30 protein-coding genes are annotated in these 25873 nt (G+C 65.3%); 7 read left to right on the forward strand and 23 right to left on the reverse strand.

Features of this window, described 5'->3' with window-relative positions; translation table 11 throughout:
• Window positions 1–9: 9 nt before the first annotated feature.
• The 7 genes from CO669_RS07325 to dctA all read right to left on the reverse strand — a co-directional run bounded on the left by CO669_RS07325 (window position 10) and on the right by dctA (window position 7230).
• Entirely contained in the window at window positions 10–1266 is a 1257-nt protein-coding gene (locus CO669_RS07325) for a sugar ABC transporter permease (RefSeq protein WP_097659121.1), read from the reverse strand.
• The gene (locus CO669_RS07330) at window positions 1263–2087 is read right to left on the reverse strand and encodes an ATP-binding cassette domain-containing protein (protein ID WP_097659383.1); all 825 of its coding nucleotides are present in this window, start codon (window positions 2085–2087) and stop codon (window positions 1263–1265) included. Before CO669_RS07330 ends, CO669_RS07325 begins: the two co-directional genes overlap by 4 nt.
• Before the next feature lie 61 nt (window positions 2088–2148).
• Window positions 2149–3222, reverse strand: coding sequence for an ABC transporter substrate-binding protein (locus CO669_RS07335; RefSeq protein WP_097659122.1), 1074 nt, complete (start codon window positions 3220–3222; stop codon window positions 2149–2151).
• A gap of 199 nt (window positions 3223–3421) precedes the next feature.
• A complete protein-coding gene (locus tag CO669_RS07340; protein WP_097659123.1) occupies window positions 3422–4306 on the reverse strand; it encodes an AraC family transcriptional regulator in 885 nt (294 codons plus the stop codon).
• A 186-nt stretch (window positions 4307–4492) separates the two neighbouring features.
• Complete coding sequence (locus CO669_RS07345; protein WP_097659384.1) at window positions 4493–5332, reverse strand: bifunctional allantoicase/(S)-ureidoglycine aminohydrolase; 840 nt, start codon at window positions 5330–5332, stop codon at window positions 4493–4495.
• Window positions 5333–5366: 34 nt separating this feature from the next.
• On the reverse strand, window positions 5367–5870 hold the full coding sequence (locus CO669_RS07350) for an ureidoglycolate lyase (RefSeq protein WP_502694459.1): 504 nt from the start codon (window positions 5868–5870) through the stop codon (window positions 5367–5369).
• Between the two features lie 25 nt (window positions 5871–5895).
• Window positions 5896–7230, reverse strand: a complete 1335-nt coding sequence (gene dctA / locus CO669_RS07355) for a C4-dicarboxylate transporter DctA (RefSeq protein ID WP_097659124.1) — start codon at window positions 7228–7230, stop codon at window positions 5896–5898.
• Window positions 7231–7447: 217 nt separating this feature from the next.
• Here dctA and CO669_RS07360 point away from each other — a divergent pair, with 217 nt between their 5' ends.
• Together CO669_RS07360 and CO669_RS07375 are read left to right on the forward strand one after the other, a co-directional pair.
• Entirely contained in the window at window positions 7448–8344 is an 897-nt protein-coding gene (locus CO669_RS07360; protein ID WP_097659125.1) for a LysR substrate-binding domain-containing protein, read from the forward strand.
• Window positions 8345–9491: 1147 nt separating this feature from the next.
• A complete protein-coding gene (locus CO669_RS07375; protein WP_097659386.1) occupies window positions 9492–9671 on the forward strand; it encodes a hypothetical protein in 180 nt (59 codons plus the stop codon).
• A gap of 43 nt (window positions 9672–9714) precedes the next feature.
• Here the strand turns inward: CO669_RS07375 and CO669_RS07380 are convergent, their stop codons facing one another.
• From CO669_RS07380 to CO669_RS07435, 12 genes are all read right to left on the reverse strand, one after another.
• Window positions 9715–10800: a YeeE/YedE family protein gene (locus CO669_RS07380; RefSeq protein WP_097659387.1), complete on the reverse strand. Its 1086-nt coding sequence runs from the start codon at window positions 10798–10800 to the stop codon at window positions 9715–9717.
• A gap of 106 nt (window positions 10801–10906) precedes the next feature.
• Window positions 10907–11350, reverse strand: a complete 444-nt coding sequence (locus CO669_RS07385) for a DsrE family protein (protein WP_097659126.1) — start codon at window positions 11348–11350, stop codon at window positions 10907–10909.
• A 10-nt stretch (window positions 11351–11360) separates the two neighbouring features.
• Window positions 11361–12266 carry an alpha/beta hydrolase gene (locus CO669_RS07390; protein WP_097659127.1) on the reverse strand — a complete coding sequence of 302 codons (906 nt, stop codon included), beginning with the start codon at window positions 12264–12266 and terminating at the stop codon, window positions 11361–11363.
• 15 nt (window positions 12267–12281) lie between these two features.
• A complete protein-coding gene (locus CO669_RS07395; protein ID WP_097659128.1) occupies window positions 12282–12746 on the reverse strand; it encodes a DsrE family protein in 465 nt (154 codons plus the stop codon).
• Window positions 12743–13480, reverse strand: a complete 738-nt coding sequence (locus tag CO669_RS07400) for a c-type cytochrome (protein WP_198963885.1) — start codon at window positions 13478–13480, stop codon at window positions 12743–12745. Before CO669_RS07400 ends, CO669_RS07395 begins: the two co-directional genes overlap by 4 nt.
• Window positions 13419–14681 carry a sulfite dehydrogenase gene (gene soxC, locus CO669_RS07405; RefSeq protein WP_097659130.1) on the reverse strand — a complete coding sequence of 421 codons (1263 nt, stop codon included), beginning with the start codon at window positions 14679–14681 and terminating at the stop codon, window positions 13419–13421. Before soxC ends, CO669_RS07400 begins: the two co-directional genes overlap by 62 nt.
• A 6-nt stretch (window positions 14682–14687) precedes the next feature.
• Window positions 14688–16379, reverse strand: coding sequence for a thiosulfohydrolase SoxB (gene soxB, locus CO669_RS07410; RefSeq protein WP_097659131.1), 1692 nt, complete (start codon window positions 16377–16379; stop codon window positions 14688–14690).
• Between the two features lie 27 nt (window positions 16380–16406).
• Entirely contained in the window at window positions 16407–17228 is an 822-nt protein-coding gene (gene soxA, locus CO669_RS07415) for a sulfur oxidation c-type cytochrome SoxA (protein WP_097659388.1), read from the reverse strand.
• Between the two features lie 28 nt (window positions 17229–17256).
• Window positions 17257–17583 carry a thiosulfate oxidation carrier complex protein SoxZ gene (soxZ, locus tag CO669_RS07420; protein ID WP_097659132.1) on the reverse strand — a complete coding sequence of 109 codons (327 nt, stop codon included), beginning with the start codon at window positions 17581–17583 and terminating at the stop codon, window positions 17257–17259.
• Window positions 17584–17602: 19 nt separating this feature from the next.
• Window positions 17603–18055 carry a thiosulfate oxidation carrier protein SoxY gene (gene soxY, locus CO669_RS07425; protein WP_097659133.1) on the reverse strand — a complete coding sequence of 151 codons (453 nt, stop codon included), beginning with the start codon at window positions 18053–18055 and terminating at the stop codon, window positions 17603–17605.
• 18 nt (window positions 18056–18073) lie between these two features.
• On the reverse strand, window positions 18074–18529 hold the full coding sequence (gene soxX, locus CO669_RS07430; RefSeq protein ID WP_198963886.1) for a sulfur oxidation c-type cytochrome SoxX: 456 nt from the start codon (window positions 18527–18529) through the stop codon (window positions 18074–18076).
• Window positions 18530–18657: 128 nt separating this feature from the next.
• The gene (locus tag CO669_RS07435; protein ID WP_245444218.1) at window positions 18658–19275 is read right to left on the reverse strand and encodes a SoxW family protein; all 618 of its coding nucleotides are present in this window, start codon (window positions 19273–19275) and stop codon (window positions 18658–18660) included.
• A 47-nt stretch (window positions 19276–19322) separates the two neighbouring features.
• On the opposite strand from CO669_RS07435, the gene CO669_RS07440 reads away from it, so the two are divergent.
• A complete protein-coding gene (locus CO669_RS07440; RefSeq protein WP_198963888.1) occupies window positions 19323–20039 on the forward strand; it encodes a hypothetical protein in 717 nt (238 codons plus the stop codon).
• Between the two features lie 2 nt (window positions 20040–20041).
• Here the strand turns inward: CO669_RS07440 and CO669_RS07445 are convergent, their stop codons facing one another.
• On the reverse strand, window positions 20042–20773 hold the full coding sequence (locus CO669_RS07445; protein WP_097659135.1) for a cytochrome c biogenesis CcdA family protein: 732 nt from the start codon (window positions 20771–20773) through the stop codon (window positions 20042–20044).
• A gap of 105 nt (window positions 20774–20878) precedes the next feature.
• Here CO669_RS07445 and CO669_RS07450 point away from each other — a divergent pair, with 105 nt between their 5' ends.
• The 3 genes from CO669_RS07450 (at window position 20879) to CO669_RS07460 (ending at window position 22792) form a co-directional block, all read left to right on the forward strand.
• Complete coding sequence (locus CO669_RS07450) at window positions 20879–21250, forward strand: thioredoxin domain-containing protein (RefSeq protein WP_097659136.1); 372 nt, start codon at window positions 20879–20881, stop codon at window positions 21248–21250.
• 36 nt (window positions 21251–21286) lie between these two features.
• Complete coding sequence (locus tag CO669_RS07455; protein ID WP_028137430.1) at window positions 21287–21637, forward strand: ArsR/SmtB family transcription factor; 351 nt, start codon at window positions 21287–21289, stop codon at window positions 21635–21637.
• Between the two features lie 75 nt (window positions 21638–21712).
• Window positions 21713–22792, forward strand: a complete 1080-nt coding sequence (locus CO669_RS07460) for a YeeE/YedE family protein (protein ID WP_097659137.1) — start codon at window positions 21713–21715, stop codon at window positions 22790–22792.
• 27 nt (window positions 22793–22819) lie between these two features.
• Here the strand turns inward: CO669_RS07460 and CO669_RS07465 are convergent, their stop codons facing one another.
• The 3 genes from CO669_RS07465 to CO669_RS07475 form a co-directional block, all read right to left on the reverse strand.
• Complete coding sequence (locus CO669_RS07465) at window positions 22820–23611, reverse strand: hypothetical protein (protein ID WP_097659138.1); 792 nt, start codon at window positions 23609–23611, stop codon at window positions 22820–22822.
• Window positions 23612–23772: 161 nt separating this feature from the next.
• Window positions 23773–24513: a hypothetical protein gene (locus CO669_RS07470; RefSeq protein ID WP_143278631.1), complete on the reverse strand. Its 741-nt coding sequence runs from the start codon at window positions 24511–24513 to the stop codon at window positions 23773–23775.
• 125 nt (window positions 24514–24638) lie between these two features.
• A complete protein-coding gene (locus CO669_RS07475; protein ID WP_143278632.1) occupies window positions 24639–25025 on the reverse strand; it encodes a tetratricopeptide repeat protein in 387 nt (128 codons plus the stop codon).
• 340 nt (window positions 25026–25365) lie between these two features.
• Here CO669_RS07475 and CO669_RS07480 point away from each other — a divergent pair, with 340 nt between their 5' ends.
• Window positions 25366–25872, forward strand: coding sequence for a pathogenicity island protein (locus CO669_RS07480; protein ID WP_097659141.1), 507 nt, complete (start codon window positions 25366–25368; stop codon window positions 25870–25872).
• The last annotated feature ends 1 nt before the right edge of the window (window position 25873 follow it).

Raw genomic sequence — 25873 nt, forward strand, 5'->3', positions numbered from 1 at the left:
GAAACCTATTCAAGCTCGGCCATGGGAGAGGCGTGAGCGCCTTGCCAGCGAATCGACGATGACCGCGATGGCAAGGACCGCGCCCGTGATCATGTACCGTAGCGAGGATGAGAGATCGAGCAGCGTGAGACCGCTCGCGATGGACTGGATGACGATGACGCCGAGCAGCGCGGAATAGGCACTGCCGCGGCCGCCGAACAGGCTCGTGCCGCCGATGACCGCAGCCGCAATCGCGTTGAGGTTCACATCCCCCGTCCCGGCCTGCTGGCTGGACGATGCCAGCCGCGCCGCGGAGAGAATGCCGCCCGCGGCTGCGAGCGTGGCGCACAGCATGAATGCCGACGCATAGACCCTGCGCACGTTGATGCCGGCGCGGCGGGCCGCCTCGCGGTTGCCGCCGACGGCGGACATCGAGCGACCCCATTTGGTTCGGGTCAACGCGTAGTTCATGACCACGCACAGACCGACGAACAGACCGAACATCCAGGGAATGCCGCGGCCGAGATTGAGATAATAGGCAACGAATTCGAGGACGACGGTGACCAGCAGCGCCTTCAGCACCATGCGGCCCAGCGAACTGGCCGATAGCCCCGCCGCCCGCCGGCGCGCGGCTGTCCGGTAGTCGGTTGCGAACACGATCAAGCTCGCCCCAGCCGCCAGCGCGTAGGACACGATCGCCGGCATGACGAGCATCTGTCCGAAATTGACCAGCGGTGATCCGTACGGAAGATTGATCGAACCGGAAGAGCCGAGCAGATACAGCTGCAGGCCGAGCCACGCCAGCAGACCGGCCAGCGTCGAGACGAAGCTCGGCATCCCCAGGCGATTGAACAGGAACGCATAGAGCGCACCGATTGCAGCGCCCAGCAGCAACGCCGTGACGATGGCCACGGCAACCGGCCAATCCTGACCGACCCAGAGCACGCCGACGAGTGCAGAGGAAAACCCGCTCACAGACCCGACCGAGAGGTCGATCTCGCCGACCATCAGGATGCAGACGATGCCGAGCGCGATCACGCCCACCGTCGAGCAATCGAACAGCAGATTGACCAGATTGTCCGGTGCGAGAAAAACGGGATTGAGGCTCTCGAATACGGTGCAGATGACGACGAGCCCGACGACCACCGGCAGCGAGCCGAGGTCGCCCGACCGCACGCGGTCGACGAAGGCGCCGACGACGCTTCCCAGCGTGTCCGCGTGCCTGACCCGCTCGTCACTGCGGTCGAGCAGCCGTTTCGCGGACGCCTGGTGCGTGTCGTCGGTCATCGCCCAAGCTCCGGCGACTGCTGGACGCGGCGCCGGCTGGCGCGGCGGGAGACCGCGTTTTCATCCGCACCGGTAATCGCGGTGACGAGATCCTGGTTCGACGCGTCGGGCTCGAATTCGCCGTTGTTGCGGCCGAGGCGCAGCACGACGATCCGGTCGGCGACCGCGCGCACGTCCTCCATGTTGTGGCTGATCATGATGACGCCGAGGCCGCGGGCGCGAACGCGCTCGACGAGGTCGAGCACCTCGGCGGTCTGGGCGACACCAAGCGCGGCGGTCGGCTCGTCGAGCAGGATGAGCTTCGGTTCGGTCAGCAGTGAACGCGCGATCGCGACGGTCTGGCGCTGTCCGCCGGACAGCGACGCCACGGGCTCGCGCACGCTCGGGATCCGCGCCGACAATTCGTTGAGCAAGGTCCAGGCGCGAAGCTCCATGGAGACCTCGTCGAGCCGCATCGGATCGAGCTCGCGGCCGAGGAAGATGTTTGCGACCACATCGAGATTCTCGCAGAGCGCCAGATCCTGGAAGACCGTGGCGATGCCGAGACCGAGCGCGGTGGCCGGATCGGACAGGACGACATGCTCGCCACCGAACGCGATCGTTCCGGAGCTCGGTTGATGCACGCCGGCAAGGATCTTCACGAGCGTGGATTTTCCAGCACCATTGTCGCCCACGAGCGCCACGACCTCGCCGGCATGCACGTCGAGATCGACGTTGGTCAGGGCGGACACCGCGCCGAAATGCTTGGAGATCCCGCGAAGGCTCAAGACCGGCTTGCGCAGTCCGCCTTGGGTGGGATCGACATCCGAGACCGTGGTCATGTGCCAGTCCATCCTCTCGCCGGCTGACCCGGCCGCCGATGGCGGCCGGGCCAGACGCAGTCTACTGCGTGATGCCAAGCTTCTTGCAGCCGGCGGCATATCGGCCGGTGCAGAGTTGATCGGCCGTTTGGATCTTCTTGTCGATGATCTCCGCCTTCAGGTTCTCCTGGGTGACGACCGCCGGCACGAACAGCTTCGATGGCGCATTGAAGAGCGTCGCTTCCGCCTTGGGGGTCTCGCCGGAGAGGATCTTGACCGCGACCTGCGCAGCGGCAGCGGCGACGATCTCGCTGGGCTTGGAGATCGTGTTGTACTGATCGCCGGCGATGACGAGCTGAAGCGCGGCGATCGTCGCGTCGTTGCCGGTCACCGGCGGCACCGGATCGACGCCGGCGGCCTTGAAGGCGGCAATGGCAGCACCGCCGGTGCCGTCATTGGCGGCGACGACGCCGAGGATCTTCTTGCCGAAGCGGGTGACCTGGCCGCTCGCCCATTGCTGCGCCTTCGGCGGCGCCCAGTCCGGCGTGTCGTATTCGGCGAGAATGGGATAGCCACTCTTGTCGAGACCGGCGTGGATGCCCTTCTTGATGAGTCCCGCCGCCGCATCGGTCGGCGACCCGTTGATCTCGAGCACGCCTTCGCCCTCCTTCGCCGTGACGTTGGCGGCCTTGAGATGCTTGACGAGCGATTCGGAGATGGCCTTGCCGATGGCTTCGTTGTCGAAGGACACGTAGAAGTCGACCTTGGCGTCGGGGACCGGCCGGTCGTAGGCGATGACCTTGATGCCCTGCGACTGGGCCATCTTGACCAGCGAGGCGGCGGCGGTGGAGTCGACAGGGTCGAGCACGATCACCTTGGCGCCCTGCGAGATCGCCGCGTTGAACTGCTGTTGCTGCCGCGCGGCATCTGCGCCGGCGTTCTGGTAGATCACCTTGCAGCTCGCGCAGAGCTTCTTCATCTCCGCGGCAAAGCCCGGATAATCGTGTTGTTCGTATCGGGTGGAGGCTTGGTCCGGCATCAGGAAGGCGACGGTCGCATCCTTCACTTCAGCGGCTAGCGAGAGCGTCGCGGTCGTGCCGAGCAGCGACAGGGCCAAGGCAAGCGTGCCGGCATGTTTCGGGGAGAAGCTTTTCATTCGGATTTCCTTTCCAGACCTGGAGTGCTGTGGTTGATCTCTGAAGATGAGCCTTCGCTGCTTCGGTCGTCGGCGGTGACGCATGCCGGAGCTTCCGAAGCCGCGCGAATTCCTGGACAAGCGATTCCTGCCGCGGGCTGCCATCGGCATGCCCACGTCATTCTTCCCGGTGTGGTCGTCCTCCTTTGCTAATTCGCCGCTAGGCAGCGCGGGCCGTATTGCTGTTTTGCGCGAGCAATCGCCTGAAGCGCGAAGGCGGCATGCCTTTCTCGGCCAAGAACTGCCGGTTGAAATTGGAGAGGTTGTTGAAACCGACCTCGAAGCAGATGTCGGTGATGGACGCCTGCTCGTCGCTCATCAGGATCTGGCAGGCGAGATTGATGCGCAGCCGCTTGACGTATTGCACCAGCGACATGCCGGTGTGCCGGCGGAAGGAGCGCGAGAATGCGCTCTGCGACTGGCCGGCGATCGCCGCGAGCTCGGCTTCGCCGAACGGCTGCGTCAGGTTCTGGCGGATGAAGGCGAGCGCCTTGTTCATGCCTGCGGACATGTAGCCGGATGGGTCGGGCAGATAGTTCGGGCTGGAGAGCGGACGCGCGTTTCGGGCGCGGCAGAGTGTTCCCAGGATCATCAGGAACAGCTCGATCCGGCGCACGCCGTTCGCCGTCGCGATCTCCTCCATGAGCGGAGCGATCTTGTCGCTGGTGCTGCGGGTGAACAGCGCGCCGCGCCGGGAGAATTCCAGCAGTGCAGCAAGGCCCGAAAGCTCGGGCATGACCTTCATGAGGTCGCCGATGAACTCTTCGCTGAACTGCAGGACCCGTCCGCGCAGCGGGACGGTGCTCCCCGCCGGCAGATCGCTCACCCAATTATGCGGCAGATTGGGACCGGTCAGCACGAGATTGCCGGGCTCGAACTCGCCGATGAAGTCGCCGACGAAATAGCGACCGCTGGTCGCCACGACCTGGTGCAGCTCGTATTCGGGGTGGAAATGCCAACGGACCGTGTGGAAGGGGTAGCCGTGCGACCACGCCTTGAACGATTCGCCGCGCCGTATCTGGACGACTTCCAGGTCCGGTTCCATATCCGCTCCCTTCGGGCCGGTGCGGTTTGTGATGATCCGCCCCTGTTCCCTTATCGGCTGAATTTGCTCAGCGCTTCCTCTCTTTCCAGGGATCGTAACGACCGGTATCCGGGCCCGCCACCACGATTTCAATGTGCAACTGATACTTTTTTGACACCCGCTCAGGCCGCAAACGCGCCGTCAGGGCTAGAACAGCGGAGCACCCTGCCGCAGGTTCATGTGCCGGTTGACGTCCTTGTAGAGAAGATAGCGAAACCGGCCGGGGCCTCCGGCGTAGCAGGCCTGCGGGCAGAAGGCGCGCAGCCACATGTAGTCGCCAGCCTCGACCTCGACCCAGTCCCGGTTGAGACGGTAGACCGCCTTGCCTTCGAGCACGTACAGCCCGTGCTCCATGACGTGCGTCTCCATAAAGGGGATCGTCGCGCCCGGCTCGAACGTCACGATGTTGACGTGCATGTCATGACGCATGTCGGCGGGATCGATGAAGCGTGTCGTCGCCCATCTCCCCTCGGTGCCCGGCATCGCGACGGGCGCGAGGGAGTCTTCATTGATGACGATCGCGTCCGGCACGGCCAATCCGGGCACGCGCTGGTACAGCTTGCGGATCCAGTGAACCTGCGCCGGACTGGAATCGCGGTTGCGAAGGCTCCAGGCGCAGCCAGGCGGCAGATAGGCGAAGCTGCCGGCTCTCAGCTCACGCTCTCCATCTGCCAGCTTGAGAACGAGCTTGCCGCCCGCAACGAACAGCGCCCCCTGCGCGTCCTTGTCCGGCTCAGGACTGTCGCTTCCCCCGGCCGGCGCGATATCCATGAGGTAGTGGGAGAAAGTCTCGGCGAAGCCGGACAGCGGTCGCGCCAGCACCCAGACGCGCGTTCCATCCCAGTGCGGCAGATGGCTGGTGACGATATCGCTTTGAACGCCGCTGGGGATGACGGCATATGCGTTGGTAAAGACCGCGCGGCCGCTCAGCAGGTCCGTCTGCGGCGGAAGGCCGCCCTGGGGTACGTGATAGGTGCGCGACGTCATCATCAAGCCTCGTGAAAGTTACCGACCGAACGTATCAGCGCGCGGCTGACGGAAAGCCTAGCTGCATCTGCTCGCTCAGCCAATATTCTTCGAGATTGTCGCCGCTCCCCTTGCGGTCGACGACGAGGAACGGGCTCCTCTCCGCGAGAACGAGGAGCGGATGGTGCCAGCAATTGCGGGCATAGTTGACGCCCTGATGGCCCTTTGCCGCGAAGGCGCGATAGCTCGCGGCGATGGCCGGATCGGCGCAGACGACGACAAGCCAGTCCACGCCGTTCAAGGGCATGAACATCTGACTTCCGAGCGGATGACGCTCCATCAGGCGGATCGCGATCGGCGCGGGCCGGACGGAGGCAGAGAACCAGCTGATATTGACCTCTCCGCCTTCCGCGGCGACGTCGATATGGGCGAGCCCGTTGAAGCGCTCGGCATAGCCCTGGTTGATCGAGATGGGCGTCATCCCCGCGGTCTCGACGACGTCTCCGAACGGAGCGAAGGCCTCTTTTGTCAAAGGCTCGATCGAAAGCGTCGTCACCATCTCCAACCTCAAGAGCTTGCCGCGTTCAGAGCGTCTGCAGACCCGCGACGGGCGTATCCGCCTCGACCGGCTCGGCCCGCAGATTCTCAACCGACGGATCGATCTCGCCGTTCAGGATACGCCGTGCCTTGGCATGATCAAGGTCCCCCTCCCAGGAGGCGACGACGACCGCCGCGACGCAGTTTCCGACATAATTGCCGAGCGCGCGAGCGATGCCGATGAACCAGTCCACCGACAGGATCAGCACGAGGCCGATCGCCGGAATGGCCGGAATGGCGGCCAGCGTCGCGGCGAGGACGACGATCGCCGAGCCCGGAACGCCATGAGCCCCCTTGGAGGTCAGCAGCGCGACGCCGAGGATCGCCAGCAGATCGCCCGTTGCGAGCGGCGTATTGGTCGCCTGCGCGATGAAGACGGCCGCCAGGGTCAGATAGATCGAGAACGCATCCAGATTGAAGGAATAGCCGGTCGGGATCACGAGGCCAACGGTGGATCGCTTGATTCCAAGCAACTCGAGCTTCCGCATCGTCTGGGGGAGCACGCTGTCGCCCGCGGCCGTTCCGAGCACGATCATCAGCTCTTCGCGCAAATAGGCCAGCAGCTTGAACAGGCTGAAGCCGGAGATCCGCATGATCGTCCCGAGAATGACGACCACGAACAGCACCACCGCCAGATAGAACAGGGCAACGAGGCCGCCGAGCTGCTTGAGCGAGCCGATGCCGTATTTCCCGACGGTGAAGGCGATCGCACCGAACACGCCGATGGGCGCGAGCCGGACCACGAAGTTCATCATCTTGAAGATGATTTCATTGACGCGCTCGACGAATTCGACCACCGGCTTGGCGCGCTCGCCGCACAGGGACACGGCACAGCCGAACATGATCGAGACGATCAGGACCTGCAGGACGTCGCCGGAGCTGAAGGCGCCGACCAGCGTCGAGGGAATGAGCTTCATCAGGAATTCGGAGACGCCGCCGCCGGCAACTTGCGCGGCCGTCTGGCTGAAGCCGCTGAGCACCTTGGCGTCCAGCGTCTTCGGGTCGATGTTCATTCCGGCGCCGGGCTGGAAGTAATAGGCAAGCGCGATGCCGAACACCAAAGCGATGGTGGTGACGATCTCGAAATAGAGCAGCGACCGGATGCCGACCCTGCCAACCTTCGAGAGGTCGCCGGCCGCCGAAATGCCCTGCACGACGACGCAGAACACGATCACGGGCACCAGCATCTTGATCAGCTTGATGAAGCCGTCGCCGAGCGGCTTCATCTGCACTGCGGTGTCGGGATAGCCGACGCCGAACGCGATGCCGACGGCGAGGGCAACGACGACCTGGAAGAAGAGTGACTTGAAGATTTTCGGCATGACGAAACTGGACATGGCTTTCCTCGCTCGCTGGACGTCCGTCTGGCTTGGTCGGCCGGAGCCTCTTGCCATTCTTGTCGTTGGCGCTCGACGTGAGGTCGTCGCGTACGGAGCCGTTCGTCGCGGCAAGGCGCAAGGAAGGCTCCGTCGGTCATTCGTTGACCAGGTGCGACATCAAGTCCAATATATAGAGCGACACGATTGATAGGTTTTCGCTATGGATCTCCGACAGCTCCGTTACTTCATCGCGGTTGCCGAAGAGCGCAGCTTCACCCTCGCCGCCCGGCGGCTGAACCTCTCGCAACCGCCGCTCAGCCAGCATATCCAGGCGCTCGAGGCGGAGCTCGGGACCCAGTTGCTCTACCGGACCAGCCGCAAGGTCGAGCTGACGCAGGCGGGCGAAGCCATGCTGCTGCGCGGGCGCGCGATCCTGCATCAGGTCAAGGCCGCGGAGGACGAGGCGCGGTCGATCGGGGCCGGCCTGATCGGCACGCTGGATGTCGGAGCGACCGGCTCCATCCTGCGCGGCCGTCTCGCCGAGTTGCTGGCGGCCTACCGGCAGGTCGCCCCCCGGGTCAAGATGACGGTGCACGAACAGGCACCGGCGCTGCAGATCGCAGCGCTGCTCAGCCGCACCACCAACATCTGTCTCATTCGCGGCATTCCTTCCGAGCGCGAATTGACCAGCAAGCTCGCATGGCGGGAAGAGGTCGTGCTCGCAATGTCCGGCACCCATCGTCTGGCACGCCGCAAGCGCATCGCCCTCGGCGACCTCGCCTCCGAGGACCACGTCGTGCTGGACCCTGAAAGCTCCGATTTCGCACGCTACGTGCAGACCTGCTGCGTCGATGCCGGCTTCCTGCCAAAAGTGTCGCAGCAGGTCGTCGACGCCCAGTCGATCCCGAGCCTGATCGCCGCCGGGTTCGGCGTGGCGCTCGTGCCGCAGTCGATTGCGCGCTTCACCACCGCCGACATCGTGTTCCGTCCCATCAGGCCCTCGCCGCCCACGGCCGACGTGTTTCTGGTCTTCAGAGCGGACGAGACGTCGATGGTGGTGCATAATTTCATCAAGCTGGCTGTTCGCTATCTCAGTCAGCGGAAGGGCGTGGGTTAGGGGAAGCGCGAGGTGCACTGCGGCACGCGAGCGGCATGTGGTGCACTCACTCTCCACGTCATTGAAGGGGCAGCCTGCTTCTCTAGGCGACGCCGTCATTCCCCGCGTAGGCGGGGAATCCAGTACGCCGCGGCGTCTCGGTTCGATCACAAGAGTCTCTGGAATACTGGATCGCCCGGTCGAGCCGGGCGATGACACCGCGTATGTGGTGGCAGTGCCGTAGGGTGGGCAAAGGCGCATAGCGCCGTGCCCACGATCTTCCCCCATGAGCAACAGAACGTGGGCACGCTGCGCTTTGCCACCCTAAGACCGACGCTGTCATTCCCCGCGAAGGCGGGGAATCCAGTACGCCGCGGCTTCTCGGTTCGATCACTACTGCCTCTGGAATACTGGATCGCCCGCCTTCGCGGGCGATGACACCGCGTATGTGGTGGTAGACATGCCTTCGCCTTCTCGCGGCTTGTTTCGCCCGAGCTTTGCTTGGTGTCGCAACCCTCTTGATCCAAGAGGGCGCAGGGAAGACCGGGTGCCGGCTCGCACCCGCGGTCCGCTGCGCGAAATGCACACGCAGGAAGAACCGCACAGCAGCATACAGGTGGTGCCGATCACGCGGCCTTCCCTGCGCGGTGGTCGGACGGCTTATGCCGTGCTCTCCCGGGAGCCGAACTTTCCTTCTGGCCTCCCTCGCCTCGCGAATTGAGTTGATGCCGTCTGCCCGGTTGGGCTCGCGCACATCTTCGCGACAGGCTTGACCGTAGCAACGACGGCCAGGACCACACGGTTTTGCCGTACGCGTTCAGCGTCGCTCGTCTGCACGCAGGTCCCAGGCTCACAGGGACTACCCGCCCTGCCCGTCCCATCTCGTGCCGACGCTGCCGCGTCCACCGCAAGCCCGGCTCGCGATCAAGACGACGACGAGATCGCCCCTCTTGGTGAGCCGGGATGGGCAACATCTACGACAATTCCGAATTTCGGTAAAGTGGAATATTTTTGCGCGAATGGATTGACACGGGGCCGACCACAGGGCCGGTGCCGTAGCCCGGATGGAGCGAAGCGTAATCCGGGACAGTCGAAGATGCCGGACGAGCGGCCCCGGATTGCGCTTCGCTCCATCCGGGCTACAGGCCGGCCCGAGTTCGAATTCACCATGAGGACGGCCCTCGAGGAGGCCATGACCAAGGTGCCTTCCGACCTGGTGACGATATCGACGAAGGCGTTTCTCGCCGAATGCCTTCTCAAGGCAGCCGCGCAGGGACATACCAACTATGCCGATCTCGTCACTGCTGCGACCGATCACGTCCAGACGATCGCCGCGATGTTTTCCTGAAAGCCCGGTTTGACTTGCCTGCCGACAGCCCGGGATCGCGGCGTCAGAGGCCCGTCGCGGCCGAGCGCGCCATCGGCCTTGGCATGCCGGCACGGTCGACGAGCAGATCGGTCAACCCCGCCCCCAGCCACATGCCGCCCAGCACGAGCCAGGCGGTGAGCGCGAACACGGAGGCGCCGGTCACGCCGGCGCCGACCGCGCAACCGCCGGCGAGCATCGCACCGAAACCCATCAAGACCGCGCCGAGCAGATAGCGCCGCATGCCGAGCCCGTCGGAGAACCCCTCGAGCTTCAATTCATGCGCACGTGCGGCGGCCAGAAACGAGCCGAGAAACACGCCGGGGACAATGCCGAGATCGAAGCCGAGCCGGAGTTGCGCGCTGTTGAGCACCAGCATCAAGAGCTCGGCCGAGGGCCCGCTGAAGGTGAGGCTCTTCAGCGTCACCGGCGCGAAGGAGGCCTGCGACAGCTGGTAGGTGAAGAGCCAGCCGGCGACGACGGCCACGCCGGTTGCAAGCGCGGCAAGGATCAGCCGGCGCGGCAGCCGGCTGCGAAAGGCGAAGGACAGCCCCGCAATCAGCCATACGCAGCCGAACGCGAGCTTCTCCGGCGTGCCGGCGCCGAACATCGCCATGATGTCGCGCGACGGGCCGCCATCGACCAGCCAGAGATTGGTCACCCATTCGCGCGCGGGCGACAGCAGGCCGCGATAGGAGGCCTGCGCGGTCACCGCGAACACCAGGCCCGACAGCAAGGCCCGGAGATTGCCATTCGCCGAGAGCACCAGCAGCCGGCTGGCGCAGCCCCGCGCCAGAATCATCCCGCAACCGAACATCACGCCGCCGAGCAGCGCGCCGGAAATGCTGCCCTGCTGTGCGAGCTGGCGCGCCTCGGAGACGTCGAGCCAGCCGAGCGCGACCAGACCTTGCGTGCCGACCAGCGCCGCGGCAAAGGTCAGCAGCCAGACCGCAAGGCGCGGACCGCCCTCGCCGCGGGAGAATTCGACGGCTGCGGCGCGCAGGCAAAAGCGGCTGCGCTGCGCGAAGAACCCGAACAGGCCGCCCACCACGAGGCCGCCGAGCCACGACAGCCGGTCTTCACCCAAGAGATCGATGATCGACGTCAGCACGTCCGCCTCGGCTGTTCCTGTGCGCATGCGAGTCTAGCGATCTCCGCGTCGCCTCCCATGAGCCAGATCAAGCTCCGGCACTGCATCATGCCGGACCACAGCGGCCTCAGGGGCGCAGATAGGCGAATCCCTGCTGCTGCAGCTCGGCGAGCCGCACCACGCCGCCCTTCTCGGCCACCACGAAACCGGGCGTGAGGTCGTCGAGCTTGACGCCCTGTGCCTTCATCGTGTTGGCGCAGGCGTCGAAGCCGACGCCGGCATCCACCAGCTTCGTCATCATCGCAATGGTGTGGTCCTGGGCCGCGAGCGCGTGGAAGGCCCGCAGCGCCGGCCCATGCACGACCAGCCTGATGTCGGCCTTGCCCGGTCCACCGACGCCGTCGACGTGGTTCTGCAGATTGCCCAGCACGAAGACGACGCGATCGGCATCGGCGAGGTGATAGACGACGCGCTGACGCGCGGGCGCTTCCGTCGCCGCGGACGCCTGGCCCACCGTGAAGGCGCCAAATAGTCCCGCAAGGCTCGCGCGAAGCATGGATCGACGCTGCATGGTCCCCCTCCTATCGTGTCTGCTTGATGAACTCGGCGATGCGGTCGGCAACGTCTTCCGCGAACAGGTCGCGGAAGAAATGATCGGCATCCTCGATCTTGTCGAGCTGCACCCGGCCCCCGCTCGAAGCGGCCAGCGGCGCGAAGGCCGCGGCCACATCCGGCACGACGGTATCCTTGGTCGCGGCGAGCACCAGCACCGGCAGCTTCACGCGTGCCACGAGAGCGGCGGTGTCCTGGCTGGCATCGACCGCATAGAACGAGGCAAAGGCTCGCGCGGTCACCACGGCGTTGCGGCAATAGACGAAGCCCGGGACGTCCATCCACTCCCCGTCGCGGCCGTCCGCAACCGCCTTCGTGGCCAGTTCCAGGAACGGTTCGAGCGGCTTGCCATAGGTCTTGGCGTAGGCGGCGCGCAGATCGGCCTCGGCCTTTGCGGTCACCGGCGCCAGCAACACGGCCCCCGCGACCTGCGGGGTGCGGCCGGCTGCGAGATAGCGCGCGACCTGGTTGCCGCCGCGCGAATGGCCGAACGCGAAGACGAGCCGGGACGCGTCCTTCGCCCGGCCGACCCAGGCGCCGATCTCGGTCACCGCATCCTCGGCGGCATAGTCGTGCCGCACGGCGCAGTCATACATGCCCTTGCGGCGATCGAGCCCGAGCGACAGCGTGTGCGCAAGCGAGGCGATGCCGCGCTGCTCCAGCGCCTTGGCGATGCCCTGAATGACCTCCATGTCCTTGTGCGCGAGCGTGCCGTGGGTCATCACGACCAGCGGCGTGTCCGGTGTCATCGCGGCGGGTGTGCGCAGCGTCGCAAGCGTCGTGCGGCCAGCGACCGACAGTTCGAGCTCCTGCTCGGCCGCATCTGCGGACCCTGCGAACGCGAGCACGACAGTCAGTCCCAGCAACCATCGCATCGTCGGCTATCTCCCCTACGGCCGGACAATCGTCCAGTTCTTCTCCGCCAAATCCATCAGCGCGGCAACCCCGACCTGGGTGACGCTGACGCCTTCGATCAGCTGCGGCCGCCGGTCTTCCTTCGCCGCCAGCGTCTCCAGCGTGTTGCCGCAGGCGACGAAGCTGACATTGGGCATCGATTTCAGGAAGTTGACCAGCCGCTCCTTCACCGGCGAGCGATCCGCGAGCAGCATGTCGAGGCCGCCGTTGAAGGCGACGATCACGATCTCGACATCCTCGCCCTGCCCGGAATAATGCCGCGAGACGTTGGCGGCGACATCGAGCACGGCCCGCATCTTGACCGGGTCGTCGTCGCTGATCTGCAGCGCGAGCCGGTGAGGCTCGGCCGCCCGGGTCACGGCCGGATGGATCGTGGCGAGCAGGCCGGCCGCGACAGCCGCATGCAGCAGCGTGCGGCGGCTCGCCCGGCCGGATCTCACTCCACGCCCCGCGACTTCTTCTCCTTGCCGTCCTCGGGCGTGACGTCGATGGCGGCCGCGCGCCCGGTGATCTTCACCGGGGCGATGCAATCCTTCATGCAGGGGTCCTTCTGCCAGAACGACTTCTCGCTGGTGGCGCGATCGTCCATCACGAAACCCTGCTCGTTCGGCATCTTGATCGCGGCGAGGGTCTTCCTGCTCAGCTCGAAGTTCTGATCGGTGACGACGTCGTTCAGGTAAAGGACGTAGGCGACCAGCGCATAATATTCGTCGACCGACAACGAGCCCGTATTGCCGTAAGGCATGGCGTGACGGACATAGTCGAACACGGTCGACGCGTAGGGCCAGTAGGAGCCCACCGTCTTGACCGGATTGTCCGATGTCAGCGAGCCCTTGCCGCCGGCCAGCACCGGCCAGCGGCCGTTGCCTTCGCCGAACTCGCCGTGGCAGGTCGCGCAATTGTCCATGAACAGTTTTTCGCCCTGCGCGACGGTGCCCTTGCCTTCCGGCAGGCCCTGGCCATCGGGCCGCACGTCGATGTCCCAGCCGCGGATCTCGTCCGCGGTCGGCGCGCGGCCGATGTGATAGCGCGGACCGCCCTTGGCGTCCGCCTTCTGCGGCGCGAGCGCCGGTGCGCTGAACGCGAAAGCGAGCAGCGCGGCTGCAGTGAGCTTAAGCGACTTCGACATTCTCGACCTCACCATTGGCCTGCACATGCCAGGTCTGGATGCCATTGTTGTGATAGATGGAATTGACGCCGCGGATCTTGCGCAGCTCGGCCTTGCTCGGCTGCACGTAGCCGGTCTCGTCCTGCACGCGCGATTGCAGCAGCAGCGGTTCGCCGTTCCAGTCGAACTCGTAGTAGAAGCGCGTCAGCGCCTTGTCGAGCACGGGCCCGTCGAGCCGCGCCGGCCACCAGTTGCGGCCGCCGTCGAGCGACACGTCGACGCGCTTGACCTTGCCGTTGCCGCTCCAGGCCAGACCCGAGACGATGGTGAAGCCTTTGCCATGCCTGATCGGCGCCTGCGGGCTCGGGCTCGTGATTACGGACTTGGCGTCCATCGACCAGGTGAAGCGGCGCGCCTTGCCGTTCGGCATGAGGTCCGTGTACTTCGATGTCTCCTCGCGGGTGTGCCAGGGCTGGTCGCCGACCTTGATGCGGCGCAGCCACTTGACCCAGAGATTGCCCTGCCAGCCCGGCACCACGAGCCGCATCGGATAGCCCTGCTCGGGATAGAGCGCCTCGCCGTTCATCTTGTAGGCGATGATGCAGTCGTCGAGCGCCTTCTCGATCGGCAGGCTGCGGTCCATCGCGGCCGCATCGGCGCCCTCGACCAGCAGCCACTTGCCATTGGTCTTGACGCCGGCTTCTTCCAGCAGCGTGCGTAGCGACACGCCGGTGTACTGCACGCAGTGAATCATGCCGTGGGTGAACTGGCAGCCATTGAGCTGGGCGCCGCGCCATTCCATGCCCGAATTCGCCGCGCATTCCATGAAGTGGATGCGGTTGACGCGCGGATAACGCTTCAGCTCCTCCAGCGTGAGAATGAGCGGACGCTCGACCAGGCCATGGATCATCAGGCGATGGTCGGCCGGATCGACCTCGGCGATGCCGCCGTGATGGCGTTCGAAACAGAGCCCGTTCGGGGTGATGATGCCTTCGAGCTCGTGCAGCGGCGTGAAGCTCACCGAGGATTCGCGCGAGGCGGTCAGCCACTCGACGTCGCGCCGGACCACGTCCTTCTCGAACTTCGACGGCTTGCCGTAGGGACGCACGGCAACGCCCTCGCCGAGCGACCTGGTCCATTCCGGCACGTTGGGCGGCTGGTTGGCGGGATTGCCGCCGGCGGCGGCCGGCCTTGCCAGCATCGAGGCCGCCACGCCGGCGCCGGCGGCCAGGAAGCTGCGACGGGATTGGCTGTCTGTCTTCGACATCGCTTGTTACGCTCCGGTGACTTTGACGGCCCGGTTGGGCTCGAGCCGAACGGTCTTCTGCCGCGCCAGGTAGTTCGCGACGACATCCCAGATCGGCGGCCCCTCGGTGCCTTCGTTGACGCTGGCCCAGCCCGCGACCTGGTATTCCCTCGCGGGATCGATCGGCGCGCCGGTCTTGACCATCTGCATGTCCGAGATGCGCTGGCCTTGCGGCTTGGCGACGTCGATCGCGTAGGACAGTCCGCCGATCCGCACCATGTCGCCGCCCTGCTGGTAATAGGGATCGACGTTGAAGAGATTGTCGGCGACGTCCTCGATGATCTCCTTCAGCCGCGCACCGGTCATACCCATGCGGTAGACCGCGGGATAGGTGATCGCGGTGGCGTTGGTGACGTCCTCGAAGGTGATATCTTGCCCCGGCAGCACGCTGGTGCCCCAGCGGAAGCCGGGCGACAGCGCGATCTCGGCGTCGCGCTCCTGCAGCAGCGCCTGGCAGATCAGATCGTCGAACGTGCCGTTGAAATTGCCGCGCCGGTAAAGCAGCGAGTCGGTCTTGCCGAGCACTTTGGCGAGATCGGGCGCGAAGGGCTTGCGGACCTCGGCGATCTTGGCGGCCATCTCGGCGTCCGCGCGGATCACGTCGGAGAACAGCGGGATGAGCTTGTACCTGTAGGCCTTGACCTCGCCGTCACGGACGTCGAGATCGAGCCGCGAAACGAACTTGCCGGACGAGCCCGATGCGATCAGCAGGGTCTTGCCGACTTTCACCGCCTCCGGCAGCGCGTCATGGGTATGCCCGGTCAGGATGACGTCGAGGCCCTTGACGCGGCTCGCGAGCTTGCGGTCGACGTCGAAGCCGTTGTGCGAGAGCAGCACAACGAGCTGCGCGCCGCCCTTGCGGGCCTTGTCGACCTGGGCCTGGACGTCCTCCTCGCGCACGCCGAACGACCAGTTCGGAATCATCCAGCGCGGATTGGCGACCGGCGTATAGGGGAAGGCCTGGCCGAGCACCGCGATCTTGACGCCGCCGCGCTCGATCAGGGTCGAGGCCTCGAACGCCGCCTCGTTCCATTCGGTGTCGCGGATGTTGAGGCCGAGGAACGGGAAGCCGAGGCCGTCGATGGCCTGCTTCACCCGCTCGGAGCCGTAAGTGAACTCCCAATGTCCGGTCATGGCGTCGGGCTTGAGCAGCGCCATGCAGTCGATCATGTCCTGGCCGCGCGTCTTCAGCGACGACCACGAGCCCTGCCAGGTGTCGCCGCCGTCGAGCAGCGCGACCTTGTCGCCGCGCTCGGCGCGGATCGCCTTGATCACGGTCGCGGCGCGATCGAGGCCGCCGATCCGGCCGTAGCTCTTGGCGAGCGCCTCGAAATCCTCCGAGGTCAGCGCATAGGCCGCCGACGAGCCCGGCGCGATGCCGAAGCGGGCGAGAAATTCCTGGCCAGTGACGTGCGGAGGCTGGCCCTTGGCCTCGCCCACCCCCAGATTGGTCGAGGGCTCGCGGAAATAGAGCGGCATCAGCTGGCCGTGGATGTCGGTCACGTGCACCAGCGTGACGTTGCCGAGCGGCTCGAAGGCCAGCAGCTCCTTTTCGGTCAGGCGCTGCTGCGCGACCGCCTGGGTCAGGCCCGTGCCGACACCGGTCGAGAGCGCCGCCGTGGCCGCGGCAACCTGAATGAACTCGCGGCGAGAGATCATGCGCAATGCTCCTGCAAGCTCATCGTTTCAGTTACGCACCGACGGCGTCTCGACCGGCAGGCCGATGCCGCGCCAGGCGACATAGAGCTCGAGCGCGAGGAATTCGTCCGAGAGCGGCTTGAACGGCTCGGCGCGCACGTCGAACATGCAGCCTTCGAAGCGCTCATGCAGCGGCACCAGGCGCTGGTCGCGCAGCCGGTAGGTCGGAAAGCCGTTGGTCTGGCCCTGGCTGAGGAAATCGGCGCGCATGAACTTGCCGTTGTTGCGCTCGTGGCAGGATTCGCAGGCGAGATCGAGCTGGCCGTAGCGGGTGTAGTAGATCTGCTTGCCGCGCTCGAACCAGGGCGACATCGGCCCGTCGGTCTTCACCGAAACCTTCATGCCGTGCGACTGGTAGCGCACGAAGGTGGTCATGTCGGTGAGCTCGCTCGACTTGAACTTCCAGGGCTCGGCCTTCATGTGCTCTTTGCGGCAGATGTTGATGCGCTGCTCGAGATTGACCGGCTTCTTCAGCTTGTCGTCCCATTTCGGCATGGCGGCGCCGACGCCCTTCATGCTGGTCTCGGCTTCGCCGTGGCAGCTCATGCAGGACTTGCCCTCGCTGCCCTCGGCTTTCTTCCAGACGTCCGCGGCGCGCTCCACCGCGAGGAAACCCGGGTTTTCGAGATCGTCGTCCTGCAACGCGCGGGTCTCCTTGCTGCGAAATTCGTAGCCGGAGATGATGGTCTTGAAGACGTGGCCGGGCGGCGCCGCGATGCCCTTGCGCTCGGCGTCGTCTGCGACCGCGAGGGTCGCAACCGACGCGGCAGCCACGACCAGAGCCGCCAACCCAGGATATCGTCGCGCCATCCGTGCCTCCTTCAATGCGCGGTGCGCATCATGCCTTGAGCGCAATCTTCTCTTCGGCCGTGATCACCGAGCCGTCATCGTCGGTCCAGGCGAACTTGAAGGTTCCGGCCTCGTCGATCCGGGCGTCGAACTGGATGTAGGGATTGGCGGAGATCGCCGGCTCCAGCGCGCAGGAGAACACCGGCTTGCCGTTGAACTCGCAGGCGAACTTGTTGATGATCTTGCGCGGAATGGTCTTGCCCTGCGCGTCCTTGCGCTGGCCGGATTCCATGACATGCGAGACCAGGGTCTTGATCTGGATCACCTCGCCCTTGGCCGCTTCCTTGGGGAGCTTGATGCGCGGTTTGTCTGCCATTGCTGTTCTCCTGACGCCCTTAGCCGCCGCAGCCGCCGATGGTGACCTTGACGGTCTTCTGCTCCGTGAACAGCGACCCGTCGCTCATCTTCGCGACCGCAATCACGTTCTGCGTGGTCGCGAGCCGGATCCGGATCGCAGCTTCCGCCTTGCCCGACAGCGGCGTGAACGACAGCGTCGCCACACCCGCGTTCGGGTTGCCGTCGGCGATGATCATGACGTCCTTGACGTAGGAGTCCGCGGTCATCGGGCTCTCGACGTTGATCGACAGCGGAACGGTGTTGCCGTTCTCCGCGATCTCCGGCAGGTCGAGCGAAATCTTGCCCTTGACCGGCTGCTTGCCGCCGGTGAACTTCTCGATCCACTTCGCCGCGTCGCCCGTCACTTCGGCATCCGCCGCCATGGGCATCAGCGTCAGCATGACGAAGCCGCCTCCGAGCGCAAATGCCTGCCGTCGATTGATGGCTTTCATTCCTGATCCTCCTCGCCGTCAGTTCAGCGTCTTGAGAAAAGCGATGACGTCCTCGACCTGCGCGGCCGTCAGAATGGACTTGCCGACGAACTCCGGCCGCACCCGGCTGAGGCCGTCGTTCCTGAAGAACGCCGGCATGACCGTGTTGGTGAAGATGCGCTTGGGATCGGCGACGATGAGGCGCAATTGCGCCTCGCTGTAGCGGCCGGCGACGCCGTCGAGCGACGGACCGAACTCGCCGTGGAATTCCTCGGACTTCAGGCTGGTGACCTGGTGGCAGGCCAGGCAGTTGCCGAGCGTGCGCGTCAGGAACACCTTCTTGCCGGCGGCGGCATCGCCGGGCGCGCCGGTCAGGGATTTCGGCAGGGAGTCGTCGACGATGTCGAGCTTGATCGGCTCCTTGACGGCCTCTTGCGCGAGGCCGGCACTGGCCGACAGACAAAGTGCAACCGCAGCCGCAAGCGAGCGCCGCATGTTTCCTACCCTTATCGCGGGGTGACGCCCGCTTTCGACAGCGACGGACTCACGGTCCATCAAATTCAGTTATTATGATATGTTCATATGTTTGGCGCCGTCAAGCGGAATTCGCTGAATGCGTTCCGTCAGCCGTTCGCGGCCAGGAAATCCCGGAACGAGCCGCGCTCATAGGCGCGCTCCCGCACGAAGCGGAACATCGCCAGGAAGTGCGGCGGCTTGAGATAACCGGGGGCCCGCGCCACCTCGCGCGCCATCGCCTCCTTCGCGTCGAGGCCGTCGGCGGATGGCGGAAAGAACTGAAAGGTCGGGGTGAAGCGGATGCCGTATTTCCGGGCGAGGTCCTTCTCGCTCAATTCCTCGCGGTCGAAGTCGGTCACCTTGCGCGAGCCGACGAGGTTGAGCTGCAGCACCTCGAAATTGTCGCGGATATAGCTGGCAATACCGGCATCGGCGAAATTCACCAGATGCGTCTCGCGGCAATAGGGACAGCCGCGCAGCTCCCACATGATGGCGAGGCGCTTGCCGCCGGCCGCAGCGCTCTCCAGGTCCTCGCGCAGATCGAGGAAGCTCTGCAGGAACCAGGGCTCGTGATAGAGCCCGTCTTCGCTCACCGCGGGCTCGGCCGCCGCCGCGCCGCGGCCGGCCAAGGCCGCGGCCGCAGCGGATAGCAGCAGTTTGCGTCGCGTCGGCGTGCGCAGCGACATCGGGAAATCGTACGTCGGAAGATCTTGCGCGTTGCTCATTTTCATTATGATATTCGAATACACGAATGTGACAAGGAGTTCCGATCTTGCGCTGCACCATCGTGCTGCTGGCATGGCTCGCCTCGAACGCACTCGCGTTCGGCGCGGACGCCGACAAACCGGCGGATTTCATGACGGCGATGCCGCCGATCATGGCCAATCTGCGCACGGCCGCGAGCTATGCGCGCACCGGAAACGTCGCATTGGCGCAGATCGAGACCGACGAGGCCGTCGCCCGGTGGAAGCAGCTCGCCTCAAGCACGAATCCCCTGCCCGCTCTCGCGCCGGCAGATCTGTCGGGATTTCTCGACCGGGGGCGCGACCGACTCACGGCGATCACGGGCGCGCTGGACCGCGGCGACAATGCCGCCGCCGGCCGCGAGCTGCTTGCGATCCGGCAGGCGTTTCACGCGCTCAGGCGTCAGGCGGGCCTCTACGATCTCGGCGATTGCATCTTCGAGATCGCGCCCGCGATGGAAACCTTGCGACTTGCCGCGATCCGATACGGCGACCGGCCGGCATCGGCGAATGCCGAAGAGACCATCGCCGCCGCAAGCGCATTCCGCGATCGGCTGCAACGCTGTAACGAATGGGCCAATGGCGAGATCGCCGCTCAAGGCGAGTTCCGCCGCCTGATCGATGGCGCCATCGCCAGCAGCGGCGAGATCGCGCATGCCGCGATGGCGGGCGACGGCCCCCTCGTGCATCGCTACCTCATCGAGCTGCAGTCGTTCGCCCAGTTGCTCGACTTCCGCTACGGCTAGCCTCAGCCGATGCTGGTCAGCGCAGGAAAATACTCGAGCAGCCATTCCGAGACCGCGGGCATCAATCCGGTCAGGAACATGAGGCCCGTTGCGACCAGGAAGACGCCCATCGCCTTCTCGATCAGGCCGAGATGCCGGCGCAGGCGGCCAAGCGCGGCGATGAAGCGGCCGGTGAAGGCCGCCGCGATCAGGAAGGGAATGCCGGTCCCGACCGAATAGGCGAGCAGCAGCAGCGCCCCTCGCCCGGTGGTGTCCTCCGAGCCGGCCATCAGCAGCACGGCGGCGAGGATCGGGCCCGCGCAGGGCGTCCAGCCGAACGCAAAGGCGAGGCCCATGACGAAGGCCCCCGCCATGCCGGCCGGGCGGTTGTCGAGCTGCACGGTCGCACTGCGATAGAGCAGCGGGATCCTGAGCAGCCCCAGGAAATGCAGGCCCATGACGATGATCAGCCCGCCCGCGACGATGCCGAGCGTCGACAGATGCGCAGAGACGAAGCGTCCCGCGATCGAGGCGGTCGAGCCGAGCGCGATGAAGACCAGCGAAAAGCCCGCCACGAAGGAGAGCGCCGAGAGCAGGACTCGCGGCCGCAAATCCGGCCTGTCGCCCGACAGATCCGTGACCGAAACGCCGGCCATGTAGCACAGGAAAGGCGGGACCAATGGCAGGATGCAGGGCGACAGAAACGACAACAGGCCTGCGACAAAGGCCGCGCCCAGCGTGACGTCCAAGGTCATTTCCGCCCCATCCCTAGCACATATACGAATTTAATGATATAAAGCGCCGAGAACGTCTGGAAAGCAAGTCCGCCAGGCAAGTCCGAAAAGGCCCGGTCACGCAGCATGAACAGAATCGTCGGTTTGCTTGCCCTCGCCGTCGGGCTCGCGCTGCCCGCGACCGTATCGCGCGCCGCCGAGCTCGTCATGTTCGAGCGGCCCGGCTGCGCCTGGTGCGCGCGCTTCAACGCCGAGATCGCGCCGATCTACGGCAGGACCGAGGAGAGCCGGACCGCGCCGCTGCGCCGGGTCGACCTGAACGGACCCCTGCCCGCCGATCTCGCCGGAATAGACCCGGGTCCCTTCACGCCGACCTTCGTCGTGCTACAACAGGGCCGTGAGATCGGGCGCATTCGCGGCTATCCGGGGGATGCCTTCTTCTTCGGCCTCTTGGACCGAATCCTGTCAAAGGCGGGATCGGAACCCGAGAAGTCGTGACCGTTGTTGCCGATGTGCTGAGAGGAACTTGACGCGATGCCGTTGCCGAAGCTGAAGGAGATCGAAGGCTCCGCCGAACTCGAGCAGATGATCGAGAAGGCGCGCGAGGCCAGCGACATGCTCAAGGCGCTGTCCCACGAGTCCCGATTGCTGCTGCTCTGCATCCTCGCCGAGGGCGAAAAGTCCGTGACCGAGCTCGAGCAGTTCCTGGGCGAGCGGCAATCGACCGTCTCGCAGCAGCTGGCGCGGCTGAGGCTCGACCGGCTGGTGACGACCCGCCGCGACGGCAAGACGATCTACTACAGTCTCGCGAGCGAAGACGTCCGCAAGATTCTCACCGCCGTTTACGACGTGTTCTGCGAGCCGGTGCGCCGGCGCCGGCGGTAGTTGCTTGCGCGCTGGCTTTTCGCGCGCCACCGGCGCAGACTACCCGCGGGCTAACCAAGAAAAGAAGCGGGAGGAATGCTGAGCCCTTCGATCATAGCCTTCGCATGCGGGCTTGCCGCCGGCGCCGTGCTCGGCGTTGCCGGCCGCGCGGGACGTTTCTGCACGCTGGCGATGCTCGAGGACGCATTCTTCGGATCGGATTATCGCCGGCTGAAATCCTTTGCGCTGGCCGCTGCGGTCGCCCTGCTCGCGACCCAGGCGCTCGCCGCGTTCGGCATCGTCGATCTGTCGCGCTCGATCTACCTCACCGCGTCGATCGGCCTTGGCGGCGCGATCCTCGGTGGGCTGATGTTCGGCGTCGGCATGGCGCTGGTCGGCACCTGCGGCTTCGGCACGCTGGTGCGCGTCGGCGGCGGCGATCTGCGTGCCATCGTTGTCTTTCTCGTGCTCGGCCTGTCGGCACTCGCCACCATGCGCGGCATCACCGGCATGCTGCGGCTGATGCTGATCGAGCCGCTTTCGGTGCGGCTGCCCGAGGGAAGCACCCAGACCCTGACATCGCTGCTCGGCGCAGGCGACGCGACGCGCGCGATCATCGTGGTTATGATTTCCGCCGCGCTCGCTTTTTGGGCCCTTGCCGACGGCCGGCTGATCCGGTCGCCGCGGCTGCTGGCCTCCGGCCTTGCCGTCGGCGGCGCAATCGCGTTCGGCTGGTTTGCAACCGGATGGCTCACCGACGACGAGTTCGATCCCGTGCGGGTCTCCTCGCTCAGCTTCGTGGCGCCGCTTGGCGACGCCATTCTCTACATCGCCACCTTCTCCGGCGCGCGGCTCAATTTCGGCATCGGCTCGGTTGCCGGCGTCGTCGCAGGCTCGTTTGCCGCCGCGATACTCGCGCGCGGCTTCCGCTGGGAGGCCTGCGACGACGCGCGCGAATTGAAGCGTCACATGACCGGCGCGTTGCTGATGGGCATCGGCGGCATCATGTCGATGGGCTGCACCATCGGCCAGGGCCTGAGCGCATTTTCGACGCTCGCGGTTTCGGCACCCGTCACGATGGTGGCCATCGCCTGCGGCGCGCGCCTCGGGCTCGAGTTCACGATGACCGGCGAGTGGCTGCCGGCCGTGCGCAGACTGTTCGGAGCCTCGACCTGACGAACGCGCAGCCGCCGGGATCGGCGCTCATGGCCGCGATGGGTTGCCGTCGGCATACCAGGTCAGGTTCGAGGTCACCTCGATGACCTTCTCGACCTGCTGCGAAGCTTTCTTGAGGCCCTGCTGACATGCCGCGAGATCCTGAATCACGTCGCCATCGTTCGGGCGGAGCCGCGAGTCGAGCTTGGCAAGCTCCAACGCATGTGCCCACGACTCCTTCTCCTGTTCCGCACGCAAGTTGAACTCGTTCTTCGCCGCCAGCAGCGCCTTGCCGGCCTCGCCCAGATCCGCCCGGGTGACCTTCCGGCCGAGCAGACCTGCCTGACTGTTCTCGAAGTCCCTCTTCACCTTCTCGTTGCGCGCATAGGCATCGTCGAACTTCTGTTCGGTCGCATGGGTCGCTTCGGCCTGTCGCTCGGCCGAGCCTGCCAACCGCGCCTTGGGGTCTTTCGCCTGATCGAGCAAATATTTGGCGTAGTCGACATGAATCGTCTGGTCGTCAGGGTCGCCAAGGGCTTCGCCGACCTTCTTTGCAAACAACTGCGTCTCGTAGTTCGCCTTGGCGACATCGACGGCGTGTTGCTGGTATTGGGAATTGATTTCCCAATCCCTGTCGGTGATGCGATCGTAGGATACGAAATTCTCGACGGCACTGACCGCCGCCTTCTCGCTTCCCTTTGCCACCACGCCAAATCCGTCCGCCAGAACTCCGGACGACGTCGGAGGCTTGTTCGCTTTCGGCTTGGCGTCCTGGCTCTGGTCCTGCGCCGACACGATCTGGCTGTTCAGCCTGTTGGCGATATCCGCAACGATTCCCATTTCAATCCTTCACTGTTGACGCGCCGTCGTTTCGGCACGAGCCGCGTGGCGATCGAGCTAACACGCAAGTGCGCGATGACTTGTACCTGATATGACTGCCGTCGCCGGTTTTCGACCAGACCGCGCCGCCCGCTGTGGCTCGTCAAGTCTTCACCCGCAGCTCAAGGCTTGGTGGCGCCGGCGGCCTTGGCGGCGGCAGCGGCTGCCCGTTCCCGGTCTCGGTAGTTCGTCGCGTATTGCCTTTCCGCTTCGGCGGCTTCGATGGCCAGCCGACGTCTAAGTTCGGTTGTCCTGTTCGTGTTCGGGGTCTTCGGATCGTGGTCAGACTTCAGCCAGTCGATAAGGTTTTGCTCGGCTCTCGAGGCCGCCTTGATCGCCGCGGTCAGCCGCAGATCCGCATCCGCCGCGATGCCCGCCGGGGTCAGCTTGTTGGCGAGTTCTTCTGCCCGCATGACGCGATGAAGCGCATTGGTCCGCTGCGCATCGGTGGCGCCGGGATCATTGTAGAGCCTTTGGTATTCCTCCTTTTCGAGCGCGACTTGACCTCTTGCCAACTCGAGGGCCTTGGCCTTGAGCACGGCGTCCGTTGCCAGCGCCTTCTCCTTGAGCGGTGCGGATCGGTCGCTCTTGCCCTGCTTTGTCGCGTTGTGTTTGTCGACGTCGGCGAGTTCCTTGGCGAGACCATAGTGATGATCGAGAAACGACGTGACCGCCGTCTCCACCTCGGAGGCTTCTGCCGATGTCGAGACAGGCTCTGGCTTCACCGCCGGTGGAGGCGATTGCAGGCCGGAGATGCCTGCGCTCTTCTTTGCGGGGGCGGCTTCGGCTTGCGCAGTCCGCTGCTGCGCGGATGGCTGATGGACCGTGCGTGCCGTTGCCGGATCTATCGTCGCGCCACTCATTTATCCTGTTCTCCATGACGGGGATATCCGCTCCCAGCGAGCGAGGTGACCATCATGCACATCACGCCCGGCGTCGCGTCATGCGAACGCAGGATGGGTCGGGGCCAGGAAGATCTAGCGGTCGCTCATCTGAGCATCGGCTCGGTTGCACCATCCAGCTCGACGAGCAACTCGCGCGCCAACGCGGCATCCGGCCGCTCGCCTGCGGTCTGCATGACCTCACGCAAAATCTCGCGCGCGGCGGTGCGATCGCCACTGCGATAGAGCGCCAAGGCGAGGAACGCCTGCTGCGTATCGGTCGGCGGCAATGCGCGCATCGTCTTGACTGCACCGGCGTAGTTGCCGGCAGCCATCTCGACCAGGGCAGCGCCGATGAAGCCCGCCTCTCCCGCCGGTCGCGCGGCCCGGACGCCGGCGAAGATCGCGGCAGCCTTGTCGCCCTGTCCGCGCGACAGCGCCATGAAGCCCAACTCGGCGAGTGTACGGACGTCGTCGGCCGTGAGCTCGATCATGCGGTCCAATCCAGAAGCGGTGCTCTACGAGGCATCAATCGCGATGGATATAGCGCGTCGATCTTCGCGATGCCAACTCCCACCGCGAGGGAACAACTGCACTATGCTTGTCACATGCGGCACACGGCGCTCGCTTCCTTCATGATCTATCACGAGCGTCGCATCGCTTCCGCACCCGAGGAATGACAGGAGCAGTTCGTTTACAGCACATGCCTTGTCGTCATTGACCAAACCGCCGGCGCCGCGCCTCCGACGATCGGGGGACTATTGCCCCATCGTGCCCCGCTATAATCGGAGCCGCCCTGCGGCACCCACGCCTTGAAACAACGCGAGCGTCAAGATGTCCGTTGCGATTCCACGAAGGCCTCTCAAGCCCGATACGGGCGAACGCGTCACCGAGCTCGGCGAAGCGCAGCGTCTCATCGCCCAGGGGGCCGTTCGCAAGGCGCTCGGGCTGGAGCCGGTCGACCTTCGCCTCGGCCTCGACATTGCCCGCAACCAGCTGCAGAAGGGCGCGCCGATCGAGGCCTTCCAGACCTATGCCGCGCTCGTCGTGTGCGATCCCAGCGATCCCGAGCTCCAGGCCGGACTTGCCAATTGCGCCCTGCTGCTCGGCGAGAACAGTCTCGCTCTGCACGCGGCATCCGCGATCGTCGCGCTCGCGCCGTCGGATCCTCGCGGATATTTCCTTTCCGGACGTGCCTGCCTCGCCATGGGCCAGCTCACCGAGGCGAACGAGGATCTGACGGAAGCGATGCGGCTGGCCAGAGGACCGCAGGGCGATGCCGCTGCCATTCTCGACGAATCCAGGAAGCTGCTGGACCGGATTGCCCTGCTCAAGAAATAAC

It is taken from the genome of Bradyrhizobium sp. Y36, assembly GCF_002531575.1.
Taxonomy (GTDB): domain Bacteria; phylum Pseudomonadota; class Alphaproteobacteria; order Rhizobiales; family Xanthobacteraceae; genus Bradyrhizobium.